The 22,178-nt window shown below is 57.3% G+C and carries 15 protein-coding genes and 3 tRNA genes; 10 read left to right on the top strand and 8 right to left on the bottom strand.

The window, feature by feature from the left end; all coding sequences use genetic code 11:
- Positions 1-10: 10 nt before the first annotated feature.
- Positions 11-1,783, top strand: a complete 1,773-nt coding sequence (locus BW686_RS06805; protein ID WP_084915579.1) for an ABC transporter substrate-binding protein — start codon at positions 11-13, stop codon at positions 1,781-1,783.
- Positions 1,784-1,858: 75 nt separating this feature from the next.
- On the opposite strand, the gene folD is transcribed toward BW686_RS06805, so the two are convergent.
- Positions 1,859-2,713, bottom strand: coding sequence for a bifunctional methylenetetrahydrofolate dehydrogenase/methenyltetrahydrofolate cyclohydrolase FolD (folD, locus tag BW686_RS06800; protein WP_084915578.1), 855 nt, complete (start codon positions 2,711-2,713; stop codon positions 1,859-1,861).
- Positions 2,714-3,006: 293 nt separating this feature from the next.
- On the opposite strand from folD, the gene BW686_RS06795 reads away from it, so the two are divergent.
- From BW686_RS06795 to BW686_RS06785, 3 genes are all read left to right on the top strand, one after another.
- Positions 3,007-3,083: transfer RNA gene (locus BW686_RS06795), tRNA-Arg, on the top strand.
- A 51-nt stretch (positions 3,084-3,134) separates the two neighbouring features.
- Positions 3,135-3,210, top strand: a tRNA-His gene (locus BW686_RS06790).
- A 57-nt stretch (positions 3,211-3,267) separates the two neighbouring features.
- Positions 3,268-3,352, top strand: a tRNA-Leu gene (locus BW686_RS06785).
- A 190-nt stretch (positions 3,353-3,542) separates the two neighbouring features.
- Here BW686_RS06785 and BW686_RS06780 read toward each other — a convergent pair.
- Entirely contained in the window at positions 3,543-4,022 is a 480-nt protein-coding gene (locus BW686_RS06780) for a hypothetical protein (protein WP_084915577.1), read from the bottom strand.
- 1,222 nt (positions 4,023-5,244) lie between these two features.
- Between BW686_RS06780 and tig the strand changes: the two genes are divergently transcribed.
- The 6 genes from tig (at position 5,245) to BW686_RS06750 (ending at position 13,794) form a co-directional block, all read left to right on the top strand.
- Positions 5,245-6,555 carry a trigger factor gene (gene tig, locus BW686_RS06775; protein WP_084915576.1) on the top strand — a complete coding sequence of 437 codons (1,311 nt, stop codon included), beginning with the start codon at positions 5,245-5,247 and terminating at the stop codon, positions 6,553-6,555.
- A 91-nt stretch (positions 6,556-6,646) separates the two neighbouring features.
- Positions 6,647-7,288: an ATP-dependent Clp endopeptidase proteolytic subunit ClpP gene (clpP, locus tag BW686_RS06770; RefSeq protein ID WP_002552734.1), complete on the top strand. Its 642-nt coding sequence runs from the start codon at positions 6,647-6,649 to the stop codon at positions 7,286-7,288.
- A 106-nt stretch (positions 7,289-7,394) separates the two neighbouring features.
- Positions 7,395-8,678: an ATP-dependent Clp protease ATP-binding subunit ClpX gene (gene clpX, locus BW686_RS06765; protein WP_002552735.1), complete on the top strand. Its 1,284-nt coding sequence runs from the start codon at positions 7,395-7,397 to the stop codon at positions 8,676-8,678.
- Positions 8,679-8,888: 210 nt separating this feature from the next.
- Positions 8,889-11,285, top strand: a complete 2,397-nt coding sequence (gene lon, locus BW686_RS06760; RefSeq protein ID WP_084915575.1) for an endopeptidase La — start codon at positions 8,889-8,891, stop codon at positions 11,283-11,285.
- 147 nt (positions 11,286-11,432) lie between these two features.
- Positions 11,433-11,705, top strand: coding sequence for an HU family DNA-binding protein (locus BW686_RS06755; RefSeq protein WP_084915574.1), 273 nt, complete (start codon positions 11,433-11,435; stop codon positions 11,703-11,705).
- A 205-nt stretch (positions 11,706-11,910) separates the two neighbouring features.
- Entirely contained in the window at positions 11,911-13,794 is a 1,884-nt protein-coding gene (locus BW686_RS06750) for a SurA N-terminal domain-containing protein (protein ID WP_084915573.1), read from the top strand.
- 92 nt (positions 13,795-13,886) lie between these two features.
- On the opposite strand, the gene fabI is transcribed toward BW686_RS06750, so the two are convergent.
- From fabI to BW686_RS06720, 6 genes are read right to left on the bottom strand one after another with little or no spacing between them, the layout of a single operon-like run.
- Positions 13,887-14,681 (bottom strand): enoyl-ACP reductase FabI, encoded by a 795-nt coding sequence (gene fabI, locus BW686_RS06745; RefSeq protein WP_084915572.1) that lies wholly within the window; start codon positions 14,679-14,681, stop codon positions 13,887-13,889.
- An 18-nt stretch (positions 14,682-14,699) separates the two neighbouring features.
- Entirely contained in the window at positions 14,700-16,310 is a 1,611-nt protein-coding gene (locus BW686_RS06740) for an ABC transporter ATP-binding protein (protein ID WP_084915571.1), read from the bottom strand.
- Between the two features lies 1 nt (position 16,311).
- Complete coding sequence (locus BW686_RS06735) at positions 16,312-17,331, bottom strand: ABC transporter permease (protein WP_084915570.1); 1,020 nt, start codon at positions 17,329-17,331, stop codon at positions 16,312-16,314.
- Position 17,332: 1 nt separating this feature from the next.
- The gene (locus tag BW686_RS06730; protein ID WP_084915569.1) at positions 17,333-18,406 is read right to left on the bottom strand and encodes a microcin C ABC transporter permease YejB; all 1,074 of its coding nucleotides are present in this window, start codon (positions 18,404-18,406) and stop codon (positions 17,333-17,335) included.
- A 1-nt stretch (position 18,407) separates the two neighbouring features.
- Positions 18,408-20,264: an extracellular solute-binding protein gene (locus tag BW686_RS06725; RefSeq protein WP_084915568.1), complete on the bottom strand. Its 1,857-nt coding sequence runs from the start codon at positions 20,262-20,264 to the stop codon at positions 18,408-18,410.
- A complete protein-coding gene (locus BW686_RS06720; protein ID WP_084915649.1) occupies positions 20,261-22,090 on the bottom strand; it encodes an extracellular solute-binding protein in 1,830 nt (609 codons plus the stop codon). Before BW686_RS06720 ends, BW686_RS06725 begins: the two co-directional genes overlap by 4 nt.
- Between the last annotated feature and the right edge of the window lie 88 nt (positions 22,091-22,178).

The following is a 22,178-nucleotide window of genomic DNA, read 5'->3' as shown; positions in this document are numbered from 1 at the left end:
GGAGATGACTATGTTCAATAAGAAAAACAAGCTGCAACATAGCGTGACGCTGGCAACCATGATCATGCTCAGCGGGTTGAGTGTGTCGGCATGGGCGGATCAATACGAGGACGCGGCGAAGAAGTGGGCGGCCAGCGAGTTCAAGCCGAGCACGCTTTCCGATGCCGAGCAGTTGAAAGAGCTGGAGTGGTTCATCAAGGCCGCCGAACCGTTCCGTGGCATGGACATCAAGGTGGTGTCGGAAACCCTGACCACTCACGAATATGAATCGAAAACCCTGGCCAAGGCGTTCACTGAGATCACCGGCATCAAGGTCACTCACGACCTGCTGCAGGAGGGTGATGTCATCGAGAAGCTGCAAACCGCCATGCAGTCGGATAAAAGCATTTACGACGGCTGGGTGAACGATTCGGACCTGATCGGTACGCACTTCCGCTACGGCAAGGCGCTTTCTCTGACCGACCTGATGGCCAGTCCGGAAGGCAGCAAAGTCACTTCGCCTACGCTGGACCTGAAAGACTTCATTGGCACCTCGTTCACCACCGCGCCCGACGGCAAGCTCTATCAATTGCCCGATCAGCAGTTCGCCAACCTGTACTGGTTCCGTGCCGACTGGTTCGAACGTCCTGACCTGAAAAAGAAGTTCAAAGACAAATACGGCTACGAGCTGGGCGTTCCGGTCAACTGGTCGGCTTATGAAGACATTGCCAAGTTCTTCAGTGAAGACGTCAAGGAGATCGACGGCAAGAAAGTCTTCGGTCACATGGACTACGGCAAAAAAGACCCGTCACTGGGCTGGCGTTTCACCGATGCCTGGTTCTCGATGGCGGGCAGTGGCGACAAGGGCCTGCCTAATGGCCTGCCGGTGGACGAGTGGGGCATCCGTGTCGAGGACTGCCATCCGGTCGGTTCCAGCATCACCCGCGGCGGCGACACCAACGGCCCGGCGGCGGTCTTTGCCACCCAGAAATACATTGACTGGCTGAAGGCCTATGCACCGCCAGAGGCGGCAGGCATGACCTTCTCCGAGTCCGGTCCGGTGCCTTCGCAGGGTAACGTTGCGCAGCAGATTTTCTGGTACACCGCGTTCACCGCCGACATGACCAAGCCAGGTCTGCCGGTCATGAACGCTGACGGCACGCCGAAATGGCGCATGGCACCGTCGCCCAAAGGGCCATACTGGAAAGAAGGCATGAAGCTCGGTTATCAGGACGTGGGTTCGTGGACTTTCCTGAAATCTTCCGACGAGAAAAAACGTCTGGCGGCCTGGCTGTATGCGCAATTCGTGACCTCGAAAAGCGTTTCGCTGAAGAAAACCATCGTTGGCCTGACACCGATTCGCGAGTCGGACATCAACTCCAAAGAGATGACCGCACTGGCACCTAAACTCGGTGGTCTGGTGGAGTTCTATCGCAGCCCGGCTCGCGTGCAATGGTCACCTACCGGTACCAACGTGCCTGACTATCCGAAGCTGGCGCAGTTGTGGTGGAGCCATGTTGCCGAGGCGGTCACCGGTGAGAAGACGGCGCAGCAGGCGCTGGACGGTCTGGCCAAGGATCAGGATGCAATCATGACGCGCATCGAGCGTTCCAAGGTTCAGGAAGCCAGCAAGTGTGCGCCGAAGATGAACCCGGAAACCACGGCGGAAGCCTGGTACAAAAAAGCTGAAGAGAGCGGTGGCAAATTCCTGGCGCCGCAACGCAAGCTGGCCAACGAGAAGCCGAAGGGTGAAACCATTGCCTACGCTGACCTGCTGAAAAGCTGGGAGGCTGGCAAGAAGTAAGGTTTTGTCGAGATAAAAAAACGGCACCCTTGAGGTGCCGTTTTTTATTGGGGCGCATTTATGGGGTCGCGATGATCAATCGTGCAGGGTTTCTGCTGCGTACAGCGTGTTTTCCAGCAGGCACGCGCGGGTCATCGGGCCTACGCCGCCTGGAACGGGTGTGATCCAGCCGGCACGAGGCAGGGCAGTGTCGTAGACCACATCGCCTACCAGCTTGCCATCATCCTGACGGTTGATGCCGACGTCGATCACGATGGCGCCGGGTTTGATCCATTCGCCCTTGACCAGGCCGGGCTTGCCAGCGGCAACCACCACCAGATCGGCACGGCTCACATGGCCTGCCAGATCTTTGGTGAAGCGGTGAGTGACGGTGACGGTGCAGCCAGCGAGCAACAGCTCCATCGCCATCGGGCGTCCGACGATGTTCGACGCGCCAACCACCACAGCATCCAGGCCGTACAGGTCGACACCGGTGCTTTCCAGCAAGGCAATGATGCCTTTTGGCGTACAGGGACGAAGCAACGGAATGCGCTGAGCCAGGCGGCCGACGTTATAAGGGTGGAAGCCGTCCACGTCCTTGTCCGGGCGGATGCGTTCCAGCAGCAGCGAGGCGTCCAGGTGCGCAGGTAAAGGCAGCTGCAGCAGGATACCGTCGACAGCGGCGTCTTCGTTGAGACGGTCGATCAGATCCGTCAGCGCCACCTGAGTGGTCTCGGCAGGCAAATCATAGGCCTGGGAGATAAAGCCGACTTCTTCGCAGTCTTTGCGCTTGTGAGAGACATAGACCTGGGAGGCAGGATCGCTGCCCACCAGAATCACCGCGAGGCCCGGCGTGCGCAGACCTTGCTGGCTACGTTCGGCGACACGTTTGGCGATCTGCTGGCGCAGGCTGGCGGCGATCGCCTTGCCGTCGATTAGTTTTGCAGTCATGACGCGTGATTAACCATCGAGAGGAAATAAAATGAGCGCGCATTCTCGCATGACATGGCGCGAGGGCAAAGGCGCATGCGCTGCAGATTCAGCTAACTCCTTTATCTAGCTGAATTTTTTCAAAAAAAAGGTTGACGACCCCAGGGGCCATCTATAAGATTCGTCGCACTTGCCGGGCAGAGTCCAGCACTGGTTAAGCTAGCACTGGTTGATTAGGTCAGGCAGAGTTGCAAATCAGCTCGGTGTGATTGAAAGCCTTTTAGTTTGTTATCGCAAGAATACAAATTATATAAGTGCCCGTAGCTCAGCTGGATAGAGCATCCGCCTTCTAAGCGGATGGTCGCAGGTTCGAGTCCTGCCGGGTGCGCCATTCAAGGCAGCTTTGGCACAGCAAGTAAGTTTCACCGTCACATGCAATATGGTGGGCGTAGCTCAGTTGGTAGAGCACAGGATTGTGACTCCTGCGGTCGTGGGTTCGAACCCCATCGTCCACCCCATATTCGAGAAGGGCGCCAGATTCATAGTCTGGCGCCTTTGCTTTAAACGTTTGAAATGCGGATGTGGTGGAATTGGTAGACACACTGGATTTAGGTTCCAGCGCCGCAAGGTGTGAGAGTTCGAGTCTCTCCGTCCGCACCAAGATATATTTCACCGGTCTCTACTGAGAGCAGTGAAAGCAAAAAGAGCCCGCCTAGTGCGGGCTTTTTGTTGCGTCGAGTTTCGCAACCGTTTCACCGGTTAGTAAGCCGTACTGGCTTGGCGTGTCAGTGGTGCCAAGTCCTGTGTGATAGCAGAGCGCTTGTCACCGCGTCCTGCTGAGGGTACATGCTTATTCGATAACAAGTAAAACCTTGGATTGGCACAAAAGGGATGAGTTATCGCCCGGGATCTCAGTGACCACGCTGTAGCCGCCGGACTCCAGTGAGGATAGATCTGCCGTGAATGAAAAGCCTGATTTCAGGAATTTTTCATTGCCGAATGCTTTTATCAGGTCTGGGCGATCAACGATGTCGGGGTCCTTGAATGTCACAGGGACACCCTTATAGCCTGTCAGGCGAAGCCTGATTTCTTTTGGCGCATCCTGATGGGCGCTATCGATTGCCCATCCGTTGAATTTGACCACGCCTTTAGCTATATAAACAGTCGCCCCTGTCTTTCCACCAATGGAGTCGATGGCGCATTTGTCTGACGAGTAGTGAGTGGTTTTTATACTGGCTGCGCTTTCTTTACTTCCTTCTTTTTCATTGCATCCCGTCATGGTTGCTGAAGCTATAGCGAGAACACTCATTGCAGCAATCATTTTGTACATGATTTTTCCTGGTGGCGTCACTGTTGTGGGGGCTTGATTTTTGAATATTTCAACGGCTCAGCAACGCATTGGTGCAGCGCGAAAATGGTGTGATCCATCGTCGTCGCAGCTTCCGCTCCTGCTGTTGGAGCGGCAAATTCAGCGGTCGGATTATGGAGAGGTTGGCCGTGCAGTACAAGGGTGTAGCAGGGCGGAGAGGTCCAGGCTTTCTGTCGGAAAATGCTGTCGTTGAGGTGGTGAGCGGAGGCTATGGCAATGAGGGCTGTTGAGGGCATTGGCTATGGTTTCTCTTCATGGTGGCTGGTTTTGGAGGTCGCGCGCTGTCTTGCATTTCTGAAATTAAAGTGTCTTGACTGGGTGAAAGAAAGTCTTCGTTGCCGTCTCGCTACGCTGACACAGGCATGACGCTTTTTTTGTTTTTCGACCGGTAATGTTTTGGGGGCAGGTGGTCCCAAGGCGTCTCAGGTCTTTCTGTTTTCTGCGCTTGAAGTTGCTTTGCAATGGTTGACAGCACGGCTTTTTGAAATATCAGAACGTTTGAAGCGAGTTTGACATCCGGCACTGTCGGCAGGCGACGGTTTCTAAATCCGGTTTTCAATTTATTTCCGACGCCTGCGCCTGTCGGGAGTCAGTGTCAGTGCTTGCCTGAGGGGGAATTTTCAGTCTGATCAATTGCTTGCAATGGGTGGCGTGTCATGGCTACGTTGTGTACGATGCGCGCCGGGTTGAATCAGTCTGGAAGCGGCCTTGTGCATTGAGTCAGTACCGCAAAAAGGTTATTGATTTGATGCATTGAAGGTGGCGGTTCGTGCCTCAGGCATCGGGTTGATGCTCGAATTGTCCGGCTGCCCGAACACAGGTGGCTTGAGTGAAAACGCTTCAGCTGCAAGAAAAAAGCCGCCTTGAGCGGTTTTTTTGTTTCAACGTATTCGTTTACCGTCTCGATGGTCCGGTGGTTATCCACCGTCGGTCGACTGGGGCGTGCAGCACAGAAGGAATTGGTCATTGTCAGGTGCAGATGCTTCCTTATATAGAAGCCGTGCCAGAGACGTCGCCGGTGGTGCGAGGTGTATTTCTTTCTCCTCCGGCTGTAGGCCGATTCCTTCTTCTTAACCCGCCCTTTTTCAGTAGGGTGACTTCTTGAGTTTGACCCACTAGAATGCATGCCCTTGATTCTGGGGTCGGAAACGGCCGGCTAACGTCTGTGCAACGAGGAATATCCATGCAAGTTTCTGTTGAAAATACTTCCGCTCTTGAGCGCCGCATGACCATTGGCGTGCCTGCCGAACGCATCGAGACTGAAGTCAACAAGCGTCTGCAGCAGACCGCACGCAAAGCCAAGATCCCGGGCTTCCGCCCTGGCAAGGTGCCAATGAGCGTGATCCGTCAGCGTTACGAGGACGGCGCGCGCCAGGAAGCACTGGGCGATCTGATTCAGGCTACTTTTTACGAAGCTGTGGTTGAGCAGAAGCTGAACCCGGCTGGCGCTCCTGCTGTAGAGCCAAAATCGTTCGAAAAAGGCAAAGACCTGGAATACGTGGCTACGTTTGAAGTATTCCCGGAATTCACCGTTGCCGGTTTCGACACCATCGCGGTAGAGCGTCTGTCTGCCGACGTGGCTGACAGTGATCTGGACAACATGCTGGAAGTGCTGCGCAAGCAGAACGTCCGTTTTGAAGTGGTTGATCGTGCTGCTCAGAACGAAGATCAGCTGAACATCGATTTTGTGGGCAAGGTCGACGGCGAAGTGTTCGCTGGCGGTTCTGCCACCGCTACCCAGCTGGTGCTGGGTTCCGGTCGCATGATCCCTGGTTTTGAAGACGGTCTGGTGGGTGCCAAGGCTGGCGAAGAGCGCGTACTGAACGTGACCTTCCCAGAGGACTATCAGAACCTCGAGCTGGCCGGCAAGGCTGCCGAGTTCACCGTGACGGTCAACACCGTTTCCGAGCCAAAGCTGCCTGAGCTGAACGAAGAGTTCTTCAAGCAGTTCGGCATCAAGGAAACCGGTATCGACGGCTTCCGCACCGAAGTTCGCAAGAACATGGAGCGCGAGCTGCGTCAGGCGATCAAATCCAAGGTCAAGAACCAGGTCATGGACGGTCTGCTGGCCGCCAACCCGATCGAAGTGCCTAAAGCGCTGCTGGAAAACGAAGTCAACCGTCTGCGCGTTCAGGCTGTTCAGCAGTTTGGTGGCAACATCAAGCCTGACCAGTTGCCGGCCGAGCTGTTCGAAGAGCAGGCCAAGCGCCGCGTCGAGCTGGGCCTGATCGTTGCCGAGGTGGTCAAGCAGTTCGACCTCAAGCCTGATGACGCCCGTGTTCGCGAAATGATTCAGGAAATGGCTTCCGCTTACCAGGAGCCAGAGCAGGTCGTGGCCTGGTACTACAAGAACGAACAGCAAATGAACGAAGTACGTTCTGTTGTGCTTGAAGAGCAAGTTGTAGATACTGTTTTGCAGAAAGCTAGCGTGACCGACAAATCGGTCTCCTACGAAGAAGCTGTCAAGCCGGTGGAAGCTCCAAAAGCCGACTGATTTCTCTTTTCGTGCGAAAACACCCACAAGCCAGCCTTCGCGCTGGCTTGTGCGTATTCAAGACTCGACTATTTGGGAGTGAATGCAGGACATGTCCCGCAATTCTTATATTCAGCAGAACTCTGACATCCAGGCCGCTGGCGGCCTGGTCCCGATGGTTATCGAGCAGTCCGCCCGTGGCGAACGCGCCTATGACATCTATTCGCGCCTTCTCAAGGAGCGAGTCATCTTTATGGTTGGTCCGGTAGAGGACTACATGGCCAACCTTATCGCGGCGCAACTGCTTTTCCTTGAAGCGGAAAACCCGGACAAGGATATCCATCTCTACATCAACTCGCCGGGCGGTTCGGTGACTGCAGGCATGTCGATCTACGACACCATGCAGTTCATCAAGCCTGACGTTTCGACCATCTGTATCGGTCAGGCCTGCAGCATGGGTGCATTCCTGCTGGCCGGCGGTGCAGAAGGCAAACGTCATTGCCTGCCAAACTCGCGGATGATGATTCACCAGCCGTTGGGCGGTTTCCAGGGTCAGGCGTCGGATATCGACATCCATGCCAAGGAAATCCTGCACATTCGTCATCGCCTCAACTCATTGTTGGCGCATCACACCGGCCAGAGCCTCGAAACCATCGAGCGCGACACCGAGCGTGACAACTTCATGAGCGCAGAGCGTGCGGCTGAATACGGCCTGATCGACTCCGTGATCAACAAGCGTCAAATGCCTGCCTAAGCGGCTCAAAATGTAGGGGGTCGGGACAACCGACCGCCTGTGGGCTTGAAAAAGCCCGCAATAGCCTTCATCTTGTGTTGCAAGCCTACCGGATTGGATCGATCGAATGACTGACACCCGCAACGGCGAGGACAACGGCAAATTGCTCTATTGCTCCTTCTGTGGCAAAAGCCAGCATGAAGTGCGCAAATTGATTGCCGGCCCCTCGGTCTTTATTTGCGACGAGTGCGTCGACCTGTGCAATGACATCATCCGCGAGGAGGTGCAGGAAGCACAGGCCGAAAGCAGCGCGCATAAATTGCCTTCGCCTAAAGAAATCAGCGGCATCCTTGACCAGTATGTAATCGGTCAGGAACGTGCCAAAAAGGTTCTCGCAGTAGCGGTGTACAACCACTACAAGCGCCTGAACCAGCGTGACAAGAAGAACGACGATGTCGAGCTGGGCAAGAGCAACATCCTGCTGATCGGCCCTACGGGCTCTGGCAAGACGCTGTTGGCCGAAACACTGGCTCGCCTGCTCAATGTGCCGTTCACCATTGCTGACGCCACCACCCTGACCGAAGCTGGTTATGTGGGTGAGGACGTCGAAAACATTATCCAGAAGCTGTTGCAGAAATGTGATTACGATGTCGAGAAGGCCCAGATGGGCATTGTCTACATCGATGAAATCGACAAGATTTCGCGCAAATCCGACAACCCTTCGATCACTCGTGACGTGTCCGGCGAAGGCGTGCAACAAGCCCTGCTGAAGCTGATCGAGGGCACCGTGGCCTCCGTGCCTCCCCAGGGCGGACGCAAGCATCCACAGCAGGAATTCCTGCAAGTGGACACGCGCAATATCCTCTTCATTTGCGGTGGCGCCTTCTCGGGCCTGGAAAAGGTTATTCAGAACCGTTCCACCCGTGGCGGCATTGGCTTCAACGCCGAAGTTCGCAGCAAGGAAGAGGGTAAGAAGGTTGGCGAGTCCCTGCGTGAAGTCGAGCCTGACGATCTGGTCAAGTTCGGTCTGATCCCGGAATTCGTGGGCCGTCTGCCGGTGCTGGCAACGCTGGACGAACTGGATGAAGCTGCGCTTATCCAGATCCTCACCGAGCCAAAGAATGCGCTGACCAAGCAGTACGCCAAGCTGTTCGAAATGGAAGGTGTGGACCTCGAGTTCCGCACCGACGCGCTGAAATCGGTCGCCCGTCGCGCGCTTGAGCGCAAGACCGGTGCCCGTGGCCTGCGCTCCATCCTCGAAGGCGTCCTGCTCGACACCATGTACGAGATCCCGTCGCAAAGCGATGTGAGCAAGGTGGTGATCGATGAGAGCGTGATCGATGGCACGTCCAAGCCGTTACTGATCTACGAAAACAGCGAGCCGCCCGCCAAGGTTGCTCCTGACGCGTAAAGCATTAATGTGTATTTGCGCGTGAAATGACACAAAAGGGGGCCTTTGCGGTCCCCTTTTGCATTTTTGGCCAGTCCACTCGTTCTATATGAAGAAACTGATCTTGGCGCGGCGTTCCTCTAGAGCTTGTTTTTTTTGGACGCTACCCCCATCTTGGCTTCAAGCTAATTCCATCTGTCCCGGCCGATTGGCCGCCGTAGAGGCGAAATCATGAAGACCACAATCGAATTGCCTCTCTTGCCATTGCGTGATGTCGTGGTTTATCCGCACATGGTTATCCCGCTGTTCGTGGGGCGCGAGAAGTCTATCGAAGCCCTTGAAGCGGCAATGACAGGCGACAAGCAGATTCTGCTGCTCGCGCAAAGAAACCCGGCTGACGACGACCCTGATGAACAGGCGCTCTACAGCGTCGGCACCATTGCCACCGTCCTGCAGTTGCTCAAGTTGCCTGACGGAACCGTCAAGGTGCTGGTTGAAGGCGAGCAGCGTGGCTCGGTGGAGCGCTTCATCGAAGTCGACGGCCATTACCGTGCCGATGTCGCCCTGATCGATGAGGTCGACGCGCCGGATCGTGAATCCGAAGTGTTCGTGCGCAGCCTGCTGGCTCAGTTCGAGCAGTATGTGCAACTGGGCAAGAAAGTCCCTGCAGAAGTCCTCTCGTCGCTCAACAGCATTGACGAGCCCGGTCGCCTGGTCGATACGATGGCGGCGCACATGGCGCTCAAGATCGAGCAGAAGCAGGAAATCCTCGAAATCATCGACCTGTCTGCCCGTGTCGAACACGTGCTGGCCTTGCTGGATGCCGAAATAGACCTGCTGCAGGTTGAAAAGCGTATTCGCGGTCGCGTGAAGAAACAAATGGAGCGCAGCCAGCGCGAGTACTACCTGAATGAGCAGATGAAGGCCATTCAGAAAGAGCTGGGCGATGGCGATGAAGGCCACAACGAAATCGAAGAGCTGAAAAAGCGTATCGACGCTGCCGGCCTGCCAAAGGACGCTCTGACCAAAGCGACTGCCGAGCTGAACAAGCTCAAGCAGATGTCGCCGATGTCGGCCGAGGCGACCGTTGTGCGCTCTTATATCGACTGGCTGGTTCAGGTGCCGTGGAAGGCTCAGAGCAAGGTGCGTCTGGACCTGGCCCGGGCCGAAGCGATTCTCGATGCCGACCACTACGGTCTGGACGAGGTCAAGGAACGCATTCTCGAATACCTCGCCGTGCAGAAACGCGTGAAGAAGATTCGCGGCCCTGTGCTGTGCCTGGTAGGGCCTCCAGGTGTCGGTAAAACGTCCCTGGCCGAGTCCATTGCCAACGCGACTAACCGCAAATTCGTGCGCATGGCACTCGGTGGCGTGCGTGACGAGGCTGAAATTCGTGGTCATCGCCGGACGTATATCGGTTCGATGCCAGGAAGATTGATACAAAAGATGACAAAAGTGGGTGTTCGCAATCCGCTGTTCCTGCTCGATGAAATCGACAAGATGGGCAGCGATATGCGTGGCGATCCTGCGTCGGCATTGCTGGAGGTTCTGGACCCCGAGCAGAATCACAATTTCAACGATCATTACCTTGAGGTCGATTACGATCTTTCGGACGTGATGTTCCTGTGTACCTCGAACTCGATGAACATCCCGCCAGCGTTGCTGGACCGGATGGAAGTCATTCGCCTGCCGGGCTACACCGAAGACGAAAAGATCAACATCGCCGTCAAGTACCTCTCGCCCAAGCAGATTCAGGCCAATGGCTTGAAGAAAGGCGAGATTCAATTCGACGAGGAAGCGATCCGCGACATCATCCGTTACTACACCCGTGAAGCGGGCGTGCGCGGTCTTGAGCGTCAGATTGCCAAGGTCTGCCGCAAGGCGGTCAAAGAGCATGCCACCGAAAAACGCTTTGCTGTGCAGGTCACGGCCGACATGCTTGAGCACTTCCTGGGCGTGCGCAAATTCCGTTACGGGCTTGCCGAGCAGCAGGACCAGATCGGTCAGGTGACGGGGCTGGCGTGGACGCAGGTGGGTGGCGAATTGCTGACCATCGAAGCGGCGGTCATCTCGGGCAAAGGGCAGTTGATCAAGACCGGCTCGCTGGGCGATGTCATGGTCGAATCCATCACTGCCGCTCAGACCGTGGTGCGCAGCCGCGCCCGTAGCCTGGGCATTCCGGCCGACTTCCACGAGAAGCACGACACGCACATTCACATGCCTGAAGGTGCGACGCCGAAGGACGGGCCAAGCGCTGGCGTGGGCATGTGTACAGCGCTGGTATCGGCATTGACTCAGATTCCGGTGCGGGCCGACGTGGCCATGACGGGTGAAATTACCTTGCGTGGACAGGTGCTGGCGATTGGCGGTCTGAAGGAAAAACTTCTGGCCGCGCACCGTGGCGGAATCAAGACGGTGATCATTCCGGAAGAAAACGTGCGAGATTTGAAGGAAATTCCTGACAATATAAAGCAGGATCTGCAGATCAAGCCTGTTAAATGGATTGACGAAGTCCTGCAAATTGCGCTGCAATACGCGCCGGAGCCGTTGCCGGATGTAGCTACCGATCTGGTCGCAAAGGATGAAAAACGCGAGTCTGACTCTAAGGACAGAATTAGCACGCATTAAGACTGGGCAGGCTTCCTTGACAGCTTTTTAGAGCCCTTGTTATAAAGCGGCTCTTTAAAGCAAGCACCTGCAAGCCTTCCAGCGCTCGTTTTGCTTAACACCTAAAACTTAGAAACGTACTCAAAAATAGAGATAAGGGGACTTAGAGTGAACAAGTCGGAACTGATTGATGCTATCGCTGCATCTGCTGATATCCCGAAAGCTGCTGCTGGCCGTGCGCTGGACGCAGTGATCGACTCCGTCACTGGCGCTCTGAAGGCTGGCGACTCGGTTGTTTTGGTTGGCTTTGGTACGTTCTCCGTTACTGATCGTCCAGCTCGCATCGGTCGCAATCCTCAGACCGGTAAGACGCTGGAAATCGCTGCTGCTAAAAAACCAGGTTTCAAAGCCGGTAAAGCACTCAAAGAAGCTGTCAACTAAGCCTCTCGATGCCTTTGCCCACTGGTTCGGGCTTGTCCTGATCCAGTAGCGGAGCGGTGGTGCATTCGGTTGCGACACCGAAGGGTTCGAGCCCTCCCGCTCCGTCAGTTACGAGAAGGCGCATCCTCGGATGCGCCTTTCTTCTATCCGCTTTCTACCCACGCTCCGCGGTTGGTTAGTCAGTACAACCGTTTTGGGGGACGCAATGCTGCAGAACATCAGGGACAATTCACAAGGCTGGATTGCCAAGACAATTATCGGAATCATCATCGCGCTGATGGCCTTCACCGGCATCGAAGCAATGTTTACCGCGACCAGCAACAAGCAGAACGCAGCTGAAGTGAACGGTGAGGACATCACTCAGAATGAGTTGAGTCAGGCCGTGGACATGCAGCGTCGTCAGTTGGCTCAGCAGCTCTCGCAGCAGTTGGGCAAGGATTTCGATCCTGCACTGCTGGATGAAAAGCTGTTGCGTGAGTCAGCCCTCAAAGGTCTGATCGATCGCAAGCTGCTGTTGCAAGGCGCGGCCAGTGCCGGGTTCACGTTCACTGACGCCGCACTCGATCAGCAGATTTTGCAGACGCCCGAGTTTCAGGTTGACGGTAAATTCAGTGCTGACCGTTTCGATCAGGTGATTCGTCAGCTGGGTTACAGCCGTATGCAGTTCCGTCAGATGCTTGGCCAGGAAATGCTTATCGGGCAGGTACGTGCCGGTGTGGCGGGCAGTGCTTTCGTGACCGACACCCAGGTTGAAGCCTTCGCCCGTCTGGAAAAGCAGACGCGTGATTTCGCTTCGCTGACCCTGCCGGCCGATACGTCTGCGGTCAAGGTGACCGATGACGAGGTCAAGGCTCACTACGACCAGCACGCCAAGGAGTTCATGAGTCCTGAGCAGGTTGTGCTTGATTACATCGAGTTGAAGAAGTCTTCTTTCTTCGACAAGGTGCAGGTCAAGGACGAGGACTTGCAGGCGGCTTATCAGAAAGAGATCGCCAATCTGGCCGAACAGCGCCGTGCTGCGCACATTCTGATCGAAGTGAATGACAAGCTCAGTGATGAGCAGGCCAAGGCGAAGATCGAAGAGATTCAGCAGCGTCTGGCCAAAGGTGAAGATTTCGCGGCGCTCGCCAAGGAGTTTTCTCAGGACCCGGGTTCGTCTGGCAAGGGCGGTGATCTGGGGTACGCTGGCAAGGGCGTCTATGATCCGGCCTTCGAAGACGCGCTGTATGCATTGAACAAGGACCAGGTTTCGCAGCCCGTGCGTACCGACTTCGGCTGGCACCTGATCAAGCTGCTGGGCGTTGAGGCGCCTTCGGTGCCTACGTTCGCCAGCCTGAAGGACAAGCTGACCAACGAGCTGAAATCTCAGCTGGTCGAGCAGAAGTTCGTCGAAGTGACCAAGCAGCTGGAAGACTCCGCTTTCGAATCATCTGACCTCAGCCAGCCTGCACAGGACCTGGGTCTGAAGGTTCAGACGACGGCGCCGTTTGGCCGTGAAGGTGGCGAAGGCCTGACGGCCAACCGTGCTGTCATCCAGGCCGCGTTCAGCCCTGAAGTGCTGGAAGAAGGTTCCAACAGCAGCACGCTGGAACTGGACCCGGAAACGGTGGTAGTGGTGCGCTCCAAAGAGCACCTGCAACCGCAACAACTGCCGCTTGAAAGCGTTGCCGACAAGATTCGTGCTCAACTGGTCAAGGAGCACGCCACAGCGGCTGTGAAAGCCAAGGGCGAGGCCCTGCTGGCCGGTCTGCGTGATGGCAAGATTCCTTTGGCCGCCAAGCAGGACGGTCGTGAGTGGAAGGTCATGGAGGCGGTCACTCGCAGCCAGGAAGGCGTGGACCCTGAGGTTCTGCAGACGCTGTTCCGCATGCCCAAGCCGGATGGCAAGGACAAGCCGGAGTTTGCCAGCATCACTGCATCCGACGGCAGCTTCGTGATCGTGCGTCTCAACGGTGTGAATCAGGCGGCAGTGCCGACTGACGCGGAAAAGGCGCAATACCGCCGCTTCCTCGCATCGCGTGCCGGGCAGCAGGATTTTGCAGCGTACCGGGCACAGTTGGAAAGCAAGGCGAAGATCGAGAAGTTCTAAGCTCGAAACGCGCAAATAAAGAAGGCCGCTCAATGAGCGGCCTTCTTTTTTGCTTCGGAAAAGTGCTGCTCGCGAGGAGCAGCTTTACCGATTTACTCTTCCATGCTGCCCATCGCGGTGGTGTTGAAACCGCCGTCGACGTACATGATTTCACCGCTGATACCCGACGCCAGGTCCGAGCACAGGAACGCGCCGGCATTGCCGACTTCGTCGATGGTCACGTTGCGGCGCAGAGGGGTTTGCGCTTCGTTGGCGGCCAGCATCTTGCGGAAGTTCTTGATGCCCGACGCCGCCAGGGTGCGGATCGGACCAGCCGATACTGCGTTGACGCGTGTGCCTTCCGGGCCGAGGCTGCCGGCCAGGTAACGAACGCCGGCTTCCAGGCTGGCCTTGGCCATGCCCATGACGTTGTAGTTCGGCATGGTGCGCTCTGCACCCAGGTACGACAGAGTCAGCAGGCTGCCATTGCGGCCTTTCATCATGTCGCGACCGGCTTTGGCCAGGGCCACGAAGCTGTAGGCGCTGATGTCGTGAGCAATGCGGAAACCCTCGCGGGTGGTCGCGTTGGTGAAGTCGCCGTCCAGTTGGTCGCCCGGCGCGAAGCCGACCGAGTGAACGATGACGTCCAGACCGTCCCACTTCTTGCTCAGCTCTTCAAAGACCTTGTTGATCTCTTCGTCGCTGGCCACGTCGCAAGGGAAGCACAGGTCAGGACCCGAGCCCCAGCCTGCGGCGAATTCTTCGACACGACCTTTGAGTTTGTCGTTCTGGTAGGTGAAAGCAAGCTCCGCACCTTCACGATGCATGGCGGCGGCAATGCCGGATGCGATGGACAGTTTACTGGCGACACCGACGATCAGGACGCGCTTACCGGCGAGAAAACCCATGTGTTGTTCCTCTTCAGGTTAATCGACAGCTACCGGCGCCAAAAAGGCGGCCTCCAGCAGCTGCTGTGTATAAGGATGTTGCGGTGCGGCGAAGATTTCCTGCGCTGCACCCTGTTCGACCACTTGGCCTTGCTTGACCACCATCAACTGGTGGCTCAGCGCTTTGACGACAGCCAGGTCATGGCTGATGAACAAATACGTCAGGTTGTACTTGGTTTGCAGCGAGCGAAGCAGCTCGACCACCTGGCGCTGCACCGTCCGGTCGAGGGCCGAAGTCGGCTCGTCCAGCAGGATCAATGCCGGTTTCAGCACCAGCGCGCGGGCAATGGCGATTCGCTGACGTTGACCGCCGGAGAATTCATGGGGGTAGCGATGCCGCGTATCCGGGTCAAGGCCCACCTCCCTGAGTGCTTCGATGATCGCCGTCTGTTGCTCGGCTGCCGTACCCATGCTGTGGATCCGCAGGCCTTCGCCGACGATTTCTCCCACCGACATGCGGGGGCTCAAACTGCCGAACGGGTCCTGGAAAACCACCTGCATCTGTCTTCGCAGCGGACGAATCTGCTGTTGCGACAGTGATTCTAACGCGTTGCCTTTGAAACGTATGGTGCCCTGGCTGCCGATCAGACGAAGAATCGCCAGCCCCAGTGTCGATTTGCCGGACCCGCTTTCACCGACAATGCCCAGCGTTTGCCCTTCAGGCAGGCTGAAACGGATGCCGTCCACTGCCTTGACGTGATCGACAGTCCGTTTGAGCAGGCCTTTCTTGATCGGGAACCAGACTTTCAGGTCCTCGACTTCAAGCAGCGGCGCTCCGGCAGGATTGGTCGACGGACCGCCGCTGGGCTCTGCGCTGAGCAAGACTTTGGTGTACGGGTGTTGCGGTGAACGAAACAATTCTTCGCACGATGCCTGTTCGACGATGCAACCGCGCTGCATGACACATACTCGATTGGCTATTTGCCTCACCACGTTCAGGTCGTGGCTGATGAGCAGCAATGCCATGCCCAGCCGAGCCTGCAATTGCTTGAGCCGTTCCAGAATTTTCAACTGCACCGTCACGTCCAGTGCCGTGGTCGGTTCATCGGCGATCAACAGCTCGGGCTCGTTGGCCAGGGCCATCGCAATCATGACACGCTGACGCTGGCCACCTGACAGCTCGTGTGGCAGCGCTTTGAGCCGTCTGCGTGGCTCAGGGATGCCGACCAGCTCCAGAAGCTCCAGCGTGCGCTCAGTGGCCGCCTTGCCGGTCAGGCCCTTGTGCAGGCCCAGTACTTCGTTGATCTGTTTTTCGACCGAGTGCAACGGGTTCAACGACGTCATCGGCTCCTGGAAAATCATGGCAATGCGGTTGCCACGGATCGAGCGCAGCTTTTTCTCTTCGACTTTCAGCAGGTCTTCGCCCGCATAGTGAATAGTGCCACTCGGGTGGCTGGCAATCGGGTAGGGCAGCAGACGCAGGATCGAATGCGCTGTGACCGACTTGCCAGAGCCGCTTTCGCCGACCAGCGCCAGCGTTTCGCCACGGCGAATGTCGAAACTGATGTTCTCGACCACGCGCTGTCGCGATTCGCCCGTCACGAACTCGACCGCCAGATCGCGGATTTCGATCAGATTGTCATTGTTCATCTTATTTCCTTGGGTCGAATGCGTCGCGGGCGGATTCGCCGATGAACACCAGCAGGCTCAGCATGATCGCCAGCACGGCGAAGGCGCTGATGCCCAGCCAGGGCGCTTGCAAGTTGGATTTACCCTGCGCGACCAGTTCGCCCAGTGACGGCGAACCTGCGGGCAGGCCGAAGCCGAGGAAGTCCAGGGCGGTCAGCGTGCCGATGGCGCCGGTGAGGATGAACGGCAGGAAGGTCATGGTCGAGACCATCGCGTTGGGCAGAATATGGCGGAACATGATTGCCCCGTTTTCCATGCCCAACGCCCGGGCGGCGCGCACATACTCCAGGTTGCGACCGCGCAGGAACTCGGCACGCACCACGTCGACCAGGCTCATCCAGGAAAACAGCAGCATGATACCCAGCAGCCACCAGAAATTGGGCTGTACGAAGCTGGCGAGAATGATCAACAGGTACAGCACCGGCAGGCCCGACCAGACTTCGAGAAAGCGCTGCCCCAGCAAGTCCACCCAGCCGCCATAAAACCCCTGCAAGGCGCCAGCGATAACGCCGATGATCGAGCTGAGGATGGTCAGGGTCAGGGCGAACAGCACAGAAATCCTGAAGCCGTAGATCACCCGTGCCAGCACGTCACGGCCCTGATCGTCGGTGCCCAGCAGGTTGTCTCGCGAGGGCGGGGCGGGGGCGGGGACTTTCAGGTCGTAGTTGATGCTTTGGTAGCTGAACGGGATCGGAGCCCATAACGTCCAGCCGTCCTTCGCGGCGAGCAGTTCTTTGATGTAAGGGCTCTTGTAGTTGGCTTCCAGCGGGAATTCGCCGCCGAAGGTGGTTTCCGGGTAGCGCTCCAGCACCGGGAAGTACCAACTGCCGTCGTAGCGCACGGCCAGTGGCTTGTCGTTGGCGATCAGCTCGGCGCCCAGGCTCAGGCCGAACAGAATGAGGAACAACCACATTGACCACCAGCCGCGCCGGTTGGCCTTGAAGCGTTCGAAGCGACGGCGATTGAGAGGAGAGAGCTTCATATCAATGCTTCCTGCTTTCGAAGTCGATGCGCGGGTCCACCAGGGTGTAGGTGATGTCACCGATCAGTTTCACCACCAGCCCCAGCAGGGTAAAGATGAACAGCGTGCCGAACACCACCGGGTAATCGCGGTTGATGGCGGCTTCGAAGCTCATCAGCCCCAGACCATCCAGCGAGAAGATGACTTCCACCAGCAGCGAGCCGGTGAAGAAAATACCGATGAATGCCGACGGGAAACCGGCGATCACCAGCAGCATTGCGTTGCGGAACACGTGGCCGTAGAGCACCTTGTGATTGCTCAGGCCCTTGGCTTTGGCCGTGGTTACATACTGCTTGCTGATCTCGTCCAGAAAGCTGTTCTTGGTCAGCAGGGTCATGGTGGCGAAGTTGCCGATTACCAGTGCAGTCACCGGCAGCACCAGGTGCCAGAAGTAATCGAAAATCTTGCCCATCGTGCTCAGTTCGTCGTAGTTGTTCGACGTCAGCCCGCGCAACGGAAACCAGTTGAAATAGCTGCCCCCGGCGAACACCACGATCAACAGAATCGCGAACAGGAACGCCGGAATGGCATAACCGACGATGATGGCCGAGCTGGTCCAGACGTCGAACTGGCTGCCGTGGCGTGTGGCCTTGGCGATCCCCAGCGGGATCGACACCAGGTACATGATCAGCGTGCTCCATAACCCGAGGGAGATGGACACCGGCATCTTCTCGACAATCAGGTCAATCACCTTGGCATCACGAAAGAAACTGTCGCCGAAGTCCAGCGTGGCGTAGTTCTTGATCATGATCCACAGGCGCTCCGGTGCCGACTTGTCGAAACCGTACATGCGTTCGATTTCCTTGATCAGCGCCGGGTCCAGGCCTTGTGCTCCACGGTAGTTGGAGCCCGCCACCGCCACCTCGGCACCGCCACCGGCGATCCGGCTGGTGGCGCCATCGAAGCCTTCGATCTTGGCGATCATCTGTTCGACCGGGCCGCCGGGGGCCGCCTGGATGATGACGAAGTTGATCACCAGAATGCCCAGCAAGGTCGGGATGATCAGCAGCAGCCGTCGCAGAATATAAGCCAGCATATTATTGCTCCGCGTTCGCAGGCCCGGCCTGATCAGGGGCCGGTGGGGTCGCCGTCACGGGTTTGACATCCGGCTTGACCCACCAGGTGGTCAGGCCGATATCGGACAGCGCCTTGGCTTTGGGGTGGTCGAGGTGATTCCAGTACGCAACCCGCCAGGTCTTGATATGCCAGTTCGGGACCACATAGAAGCCCCACAGCAATACCCGGTCCATCGCCTTGGCGTGAGTGATCAGGTCCTTGCGCGAGTCTGCGTTGATCAGACCGTCCACCAGCGTGTCCACGGCAGGGTCCTTCAGGCTCATCACGTTGCGGCTGCCTGGATTGTCGGCGCTGGACGAGTCGAAATACACACGCTGCTCGTTGCCGGGCGAGCTGGATTGCGGAAAGCTGCTGACAATCATGTCGTAGTCCCGCGAGCGCAGGCGGTTGATGTATTGCGACACGTCCGCCCGGCGAATCACCAGCTCGATACCCAGGTCACTCAGGTTGCGCTTGTAGGGCAGCAAAATGCGCTCGAACTCGGTCTGGGCAATCAGGAATTCCAGTTTTACCGGGTTGCCCTGGGTGTCCACCATCTTGTCATCGACGATTTTCCAGCCGGCTTCCTGCAACAGCTGAAAGGCACGACGCTGCTGCGGGCGAATCATGCCGCTGCCATCGGTGACCGGCAACTGGAAGGGTTCAGTGAACACGCGATCCGGAATCTTGCCGCGCAACGGTTCGAGGATTTTCAGTTCTTCGGCGGAGGGCAGGCCGCTTGAAGCCATTTCCGAATTGTCGAAATAGCTCTTGGTGCGGCTGTAGGCGCCGTTGAACAGCTGCTTGTTGGTCCATTCGAAATCCAGCAGCAAGGTGAGCGCCTCGCGCACTCGTACGTCTTGAAACACCGGCTTGCGCAGGTTGAAAACAAAACCCTGCATGCCCGTCGGATTGCCGTTTGGCAGCTCCTCCTTGATCAGCCGGCCGTCTCTGACGGCAGGCGTGTCGTAAGCCGTTGCCCAGTTCTTGGCGCTGATTTCGGTCCAGTAGTCGAACTGTCCGGCCTTGCCCGCTTCCAGCGCGACGGTGTTGTCGCGATAGTAGTCGGTTGTCAACACGTCGAAGTTGTAAAAGCCCTTGTTGATCGGCAGGTCTTTGCCCCAATAGTCCTTGACCCGTTCGTAGCGCACCGAACGCCCGGCTTTTACATCGACCACCTTGTAAGGCCCGCTGCCCAGTGGAAAGTCCAGGTTGCCCTTGCTGAAGTCGCGGTCAGCCCAGAAATGTTTGGGCAGCACGGGCAACTGGCCAATGATCAACGGCATTTCGCGGTTGTTCGAGTGCTTGAACTTGAACATCACCCGCAAAGGGTCTTCGACAACCACCTGCTCGACATCGGCGTAGTAGCCCTTGTACATGGGCGAGCCATGCGCCATCAGGGTCTTGAAGCTGAATTCCACGTCTTCGGCCCGAATCGGATGGCCGTCGTGAAAGCGTGCTTCCGGGCGCAGGTAGAAACGGACCCAGCTGTTGTCAGGCGCTTTCTCGATTTTGCCTGCAATCAGTCCGTACTCGGTAAAAGGTTCATCCAGGCTTGCGCGGGCCAGGGTGTCGTAGATCAGGCCGATGTCATCGGCCGGCACGCCCTTGTTGATGAACGGGTTGAGGCTGTCAAAGCCGCCAAAACCAGCCTGGCGAAACGTGCCGCCTTTGGGCGCGTTCGGGTTCACATAGTCGAAATGCTTGAAGTCGGCCGGGTATTTGGGCGCTTCGTCATACAGCGTCACGGCATGTTGGGGAGCCGCCTGGACCGTGCAGGCAAGACTGACCAACAGCAGGCCGGCTGCCCGTGAGCGCAGTGAAAACGATGGGTTCATCGGGGCTTCTCCAGAGTCTTGAGCCACCACGCGCGCAGCCCCAGTGTGTAGGGCGGGGTGGTGATCATGGCGAATCGATTGCGATAGGCAAGGCGATGATTGTTCAGATACCAATTGGGAATGCTGTAGTGCTGGGACAGCAGTACGCGGTCCAGCGCACGTGCCGCGGCGACCTGTTCATCGCGGGTCTGCGCGGCCAATAGCCTGTTCAACAGTGCATCGACCACCGGATTGGCGACGCCTGCATAGTTTTTGCTGCCGTTTACCGATGCCTGACTGGAGTGAAAGTACTGCCACTGTTCCAGGCCTGGGCTCAATGTCTGCGGCAGCGTCATGAGGATCATGTCGAAGTCGAAACGGTCCAGCCGTTGCTTGTACTGGGCACGGTCAACCGTGCGCAGCCCTGCATGGATGCCCAGGCGTCGCAGGTCTTCGATGTAGGGTTGCAGGATGCGTTCAAGGTTGGGGTTGACCAGCAGAATCTCGAAGCGCAGCGGTTGTTTGGCGGTGTTGAGCAAACCCTGATCGGTCAGTGACCAGCCTGCATCGCCCAGCAGCTTGAGGGCCTTGCGCAAGGTGTCACGCGGGATGCCGCCGCCATCGGTTTTGGACGGCGCAAACGGCTGGGTGAACAGGCTGGATGGCAGTTGATCGCGGTAGGGCGTCAGCAAGAGCCATTCAGCGCCGGTCGGCAGGCCGGTCGCGGAAAACTCGCTATTGGGGTAATAGCTGGTCGAGCGGTCGTAGGCGTCACTGAACAGCGTACGGTTGGTCCACTCGAAATTGAACAGCAGCCCCAGCGCTTCACGTACCCGGATATCGGCGAACGCAGCGCGCCGGGTGTTCATGAACAGGCCCTGGGTCTGGGTCGGTATCCGGTGCGGGATCTGAGCCTTGATGACCTGGCCGTTGGCAACCGCCGGGAAGTTGTAACCGGTTGACCAGTTTTTGGCCTGGTGCTCGATGTAGATATCGAACTCGCCAGCCTTGAACGCTTCAAAGGCCACGTCACTGTCGCGGTAGAACTCGACCTCGACCCGGTCGAAATTGTATTTGCCGCGATTGACCGGCAGGTCTTTGCCCCAGTAATCCTTGACCCGCTCGAAGACCAGCTGACGCCCCGGTTGAACGCGGGTGATGCGATACGGACCGCTGCCCAGTGGTGGCTCAAAGGTTGTGGCCTTGAAGTCCCGGTCTTTCCAGTAGTGTTGAGGCAGCACCGGCAACTCGCCCAGGCGCAGGATCAGCAGCGGATTGCCGGAGCGTTTGAAGACAAAGCGGATACGGTGCCTGTTGAGGATGTCGACACGCTGCACTTCCTGCAGGGCGGTGCGGTATTGCGGATGACCGTCCTTGAGCAGCGTTCGATAGGAAAACGCCACGTCGTAGGCTGTGACTGGCTTGCCGTCGTGAAAACGCGCTTGCGTGCGGAGGTTGAACACCACCCAGCTGCGGTCTTCGCTGTACTCCACCGATTGCGCAATCAGCCCGTAGCTTGAAGCCGGTTCGTCGCCGGAGGGGTCGTACTGGCCGGTGCCCGCCATCAACGGCTCATTGAGCTCGTTGACACCGTATTGCAGGAAATTCCCTGTCGAAACCGGGCTGGTGCCCTTGAAGGTATAAGGGTTGAGTGTATCGAACGTGCCAAACGCCATCATTCTCAAGGTGCCACCCTTCGGCGCCTCGGGATTGACCCAGTCGAAATGAGTGAAACTGGCTGGGTACTTGAGAACGCCAAACTGCGCATAACCATGACTTTCGGTAATGGCTGCGTTGGCACAGAAGCTCAAGGCCAGACTGACTATTAGCAGGAAGGGACGTATCACGATCCAGGCGACTTGGGCTTTCGGGTCGCTAACAGTAACAGCTTGTCCCTGCTGGAAAAAGACTGCGGATGACACCGGCATGGGGACT

Source organism: Pseudomonas syringae, from assembly GCF_002157375.1.
Lineage (GTDB): Bacteria > Pseudomonadota > Gammaproteobacteria > Pseudomonadales > Pseudomonadaceae > Aquipseudomonas > Aquipseudomonas syringae_T.
The sequence above is the reverse complement of the archived record's forward strand: the minus strand, read 5'-3'. Positions and strand labels throughout refer to the sequence as shown.

Bases quoted from the DNA above. Each gene is read 5' to 3' on its own strand.
- BW686_RS06740 (WP_084915571.1), bottom strand. From the start codon at position 16,310: ATGAACAATGACAATCTGATCGAAATCCGCGATCTGGCGGTCGAGTTC.
- tig (WP_084915576.1), top strand. From the start codon at position 5,245: ATGCAAGTTTCTGTTGAAAATACTTCCGCTCTTGAGCGCCGCATGACC.
- BW686_RS06750 (WP_084915573.1), top strand. From the start codon at position 11,911: ATGCTGCAGAACATCAGGGACAATTCACAAGGCTGGATTGCCAAGACA.
- clpP (WP_002552734.1), top strand. From the start codon at position 6,647: ATGTCCCGCAATTCTTATATTCAGCAGAACTCTGACATCCAGGCCGCT.
- BW686_RS06735 (WP_084915570.1), bottom strand. From the start codon at position 17,331: ATGAAGCTCTCTCCTCTCAATCGCCGTCGCTTCGAACGCTTCAAGGCC.
- BW686_RS06730 (WP_084915569.1), bottom strand. From the start codon at position 18,406: ATGCTGGCTTATATTCTGCGACGGCTGCTGCTGATCATCCCGACCTTG.
- BW686_RS06780 (WP_084915577.1), bottom strand. From the start codon at position 4,022: ATGTACAAAATGATTGCTGCAATGAGTGTTCTCGCTATAGCTTCAGCA.
- BW686_RS06725 (WP_084915568.1), bottom strand. From the start codon at position 20,264: ATGAACCCATCGTTTTCACTGCGCTCACGGGCAGCCGGCCTGCTGTTG.
- fabI (WP_084915572.1), bottom strand. From the start codon at position 14,681: ATGGGTTTTCTCGCCGGTAAGCGCGTCCTGATCGTCGGTGTCGCCAGT.
- folD (WP_084915578.1), bottom strand. From the start codon at position 2,713: ATGACTGCAAAACTAATCGACGGCAAGGCGATCGCCGCCAGCCTGCGC.
- lon (WP_084915575.1), top strand. From the start codon at position 8,889: ATGAAGACCACAATCGAATTGCCTCTCTTGCCATTGCGTGATGTCGTG.
- BW686_RS06805 (WP_084915579.1), top strand. From the start codon at position 11: ATGTTCAATAAGAAAAACAAGCTGCAACATAGCGTGACGCTGGCAACC.
- clpX (WP_002552735.1), top strand. From the start codon at position 7,395: ATGACTGACACCCGCAACGGCGAGGACAACGGCAAATTGCTCTATTGC.